The sequence below is a fragment of the Thermoanaerobaculia bacterium genome (assembly GCA_018057705.1).
Lineage (GTDB): Bacteria > Acidobacteriota > Thermoanaerobaculia > Multivoradales > JAGPDF01 > JAGPDF01.
This window is the reverse complement of sequence record JAGPDF010000168.1, coordinates 1-3,341: the sequence shown is the minus strand read 5'-3', so window position 1 is coordinate 3,341 and position 3,341 is coordinate 1. Positions and strand designations below refer to the sequence as shown.

The window sequence follows — 3,341 nt, the reverse complement described above, 5'->3', positions numbered from 1 at the left end:
GTTATGTGGAGCCGCCCGTTATGTGGAGCGCTGGAATGACGGGGCGGTGATGCCCGTTGAGGAGGCGCGGGGGTGGCAACCGCGAGCTGAGGATAACGGGAGCATGTTGGAGACCATCTTCAAGTGGCCGGCGACGGCTGAGCGGTTGCGGAACGAGGCCGTAGGCGAGCACCTCGACGGCTTCGTCGGGTACCTGACCAACGCCGGGTTCGCACCGCTCTCGATCCGGCAATACCTCGGTGGACCGATCCACTTCGGCCGTTGGGCGAGCCGCGGCGACCTGGACCTCGCGAGGCTCCGCCAGGACGACCTCGATCGCTTTCGCCTGCACCTCCGGCGATGTCGATGTCGTCCGCGGCACAAGGCTCGAGCATGTGGCCGCTCGGAGATCGTGATGGTCGCCGTGGTGTGGTTCGTTGAGTACCTACGGCACCTGGGCATCACCAAGCCGGCACCGGTGCTCGTCATGCCGCCGATCGTTCCCGAGTTCGAGGCATGGATGCGGGGTCATCGCGGCTCGGCGGATCGCACGCTGGCCGACTACCGCAGGCACCTGCTTCAGTTCGTCGAGGTCACACGGATCGAGCGACTCGATGCGGCCGTCCTGCGCGCCTACGTGGTCACCAGGAGCAGGGAGATGACCGGCCCGCAGATGCTGGTGGTGATTCGGGCGCTGCGGATGTTCGTGCGGTTTCTCGTCGTGACCGGGCGATGTCCAAGCCATCTAGATCGAGCCGTGCCGTCGGTGCCGAACTGGCGGCTCGCAACGTTGCCGCGGTACTTGCCCACCGACGACGTCGAGCGCGTGATCGCGAGCTGCGATCCATCCACGCCGCTCGGGCGACGCGATCGCGCGGTGCTGTTGTTGCTCGCTCGGCTCGGGGTGCGAGCCGGCGACGTCCGGCATCTCCGGCAGACCGACCTCGATTGGGGCACCGGACGAGTCCAGTTCGTCGGGAAGGCGCGCCGCCCCGTCTGGCTGCCGCTACCGCAAGACGTGGGCGACGCGATTCTTGCCTACCTCTCGAAGGGACGGCCCGCGTGCTCGGTCCCCGAGGTCTTCGTGTGTGCCACGGCGCCTCACCGGCCCCTCAGCGCAACCTCGATCGGCGGCATCGCACATCGCGCCATCGACCGCGCCGGCGTCAGCAGCCTGGTAAAAGGAGCGCACGTCTTTCGCCACTCGGCTGCGACGACGTTGGTCCGCAGTGGCGCCACGCTCGACGACATCGGGATCTTGCTGCGGCACACGTCGCGCGACTCCACCGCGATCTACGCCAAGGTCGATCTGCCAGCGCTGAGCCTCGTCGCGCAGCCGTGGCCGGAGGCCGCTCCGTGATCGCCGCCGTCGAATCCTACATCGCGCTCCGGCGGGCCGTGGGTTACAGCATGCGGGACGCCGACCGGATCCTCCGCAGCTATGGTCGCTTCGCCGACGCCCGCGGTGATCGTCACGCGTTGGTCGAGACCATCATGGAGTGGGCCCGACGTGGGCGCTCCGCCGAGCGCCGGGAGGCCCTGGTTCGCAAGGTGGCGCCGCTGGCTCGCCACCTGCACGCCGAGGATCCGCGACACGAGATCCCGCCGTATCGCGTGTTCGCGGGCGACCCGTTCCGCAGGCCGGTGCCCTTCATCTTCACCACGGCGCAGGTCTCCAAGCTCGTCGGCGCCGCGCTCCGGCTAGAGCCGGTCGGCTCCATGCGGCGGCACGTCTTCGCGGCGTTGTTCTCGCTCCTGTCCGCGACCGGGCTGCGGATCTCGGAGGCGCTGGCACTGCGCCTCGACGACGTGACGTCCGACGGGCTTCGGATTCGCGAGACGAAGTGCCACAAGAGCCGCCTCGTCCCGCTGCACCCGACCGCGCAGGCCGGGCTCGCGCGGTACCTGCATCGGCGACGCGCAATCGCCGGGGATCGCGTGTTCGTCGGCGTCACAGGGCGGCCGCTCGCGTACGAGCAGGTCAAGGTGGTGTTCTGGAAGTTGCTCTCGGCGATCGGGATCGACCGACACGCCGCCGGGCCGCGTCCTCGGCTCCATTGCTTGCGTCACACGTTCGCGGTTCGCGCCCTCGAGAGCTGCGTTGACCTTCGATCGATCGCCAAGCACCAGCTCGCGCTGTCGACCTACCTTGGTCACGCGAGCGTCGCCAGCACCTACTGGTATCTCGAAGCGACCCCGCACCTGCTCTCCTCGATCTCGACCGGGGCGGAGCGCTTCGTCGAGGGATACGCGCGATGACCCCCATCGCGCCGCATGTCTCCGACTTCCTCCTCGTCCGGCTGCCGGTGGAGCGCAACGCGAGCCCCCACACTTGGACCGCGTACGCCCACGCGTTCCAACTCCTGTTCGAGTTCGCCAGTCTCCGGCTCCGGGCCGCTCCATCACAACTCGCGCTCGAACAGATCGACGCGCCGCTGATCATGGGCTTCCTCGAACACCTCGAGACGCGTCGCGGCAATGGCGTCAGCTCTCGCAACGCGCGGCTCGCCGCGATCAAGTCGCTCTTCCGGTACCTCGAGCATCGGGTTCCGTCGGCCCTCGATCAGATCCGCCGTGTCCTTGCGATCCCGTCGAAGAAGGCGACGAGTCGGCTCGTCCCCTACCTGACCCGCGAGGAGGCGCAGGCCGTCATCAACGCACCGCCGACCACAGCTCACGGGCTGCGGGATCGAGCGATGCTCCACGTCGCGGTCGCCACCGGGATCCGCGTTTCCGAACTCGTCGGGCTACGCCTCGACGATCTCACCCTGACCCCTCGGCCATGCCTGATCGTGCGCGGCAAGGGTCGGCGCGAGCGGGTGCTGCCGCTCTGGAAGGAGAGTGCCAAGGCCCTCCGGCAGTGGCTGCAGGTTCGCGTGTCGTCGCCCAGTGGCGCCGCGCTGTTGTTCGTCAATGGGCGGGGAGGGCCGCTGACGCGCTCCGGGTTCGCCTATGTCCTCGCAAAGCACGTGGCGAGCGCTGCGACCACCAGCCCGGCGCTGGACCGCAAGCGAGTGTCCCCCCACGTGCTCCGCCACACCTGCGCCATGGTGACCCTGCAGGCTACCCGCGACGTGCGCAAGGTCGCGCTCTGGCTCGGCCACGCGCGCGTCGACACGACCGAGGTCTACCTGCGCGCAGATCCCGTCGAGCGGATGGATGTGCTGGCGTCCGTTGCGCCCTTCGGATTGCGACCCGGCCGATTCAAGCCGCCCGCCGACGAGCTCATGGCAACGCTCGCAGCGGTTCGTTCATCGGCTCCAAGCGGTCCCGCTCGCGAGCCCCCGATATGCGCAGCTTCGAAGCCTACGCCTCGACGGAAACCAGCGTCGCGCTCGGCATAACGGGCGGCTCCACATAAC

Annotated in this window: 3 protein-coding genes; all 3 read left to right on the top strand. The window is 68.6% G+C overall.

Features of this window, described 5'->3' with window-relative positions; genetic code table 11:
- A partial coding sequence (locus tag KBI44_21725) for a tyrosine-type recombinase/integrase (protein ID MBP9147107.1) occupies nucleotides 1–1,339 on the top strand: 1,339 nt, incomplete at its 5' end.
- Nucleotides 1,336–2,238, top strand: coding sequence for a tyrosine-type recombinase/integrase (locus KBI44_21720; GenBank protein MBP9147106.1), 903 nt, complete (start codon nucleotides 1,336–1,338; stop codon nucleotides 2,236–2,238). The genes KBI44_21725 and KBI44_21720, both read left to right, overlap by 4 nt.
- The gene (locus KBI44_21715; GenBank protein MBP9147105.1) at nucleotides 2,235–3,323 is read left to right on the top strand and encodes a tyrosine-type recombinase/integrase; all 1,089 of its coding nucleotides are present in this window, start codon (nucleotides 2,235–2,237) and stop codon (nucleotides 3,321–3,323) included. Before KBI44_21720 ends, KBI44_21715 begins: the two co-directional genes overlap by 4 nt.
- The last annotated feature ends 18 nt before the right edge of the window (nucleotides 3,324–3,341 follow it).

Excerpts from the sequence above, each read along its gene's own strand:
- KBI44_21715 (MBP9147105.1), top strand. The coding sequence starts at position 2,235 with ATGACCCCCATCGCGCCGCATGTCTCCGACTTCCTCCTCGTCCGGCTG.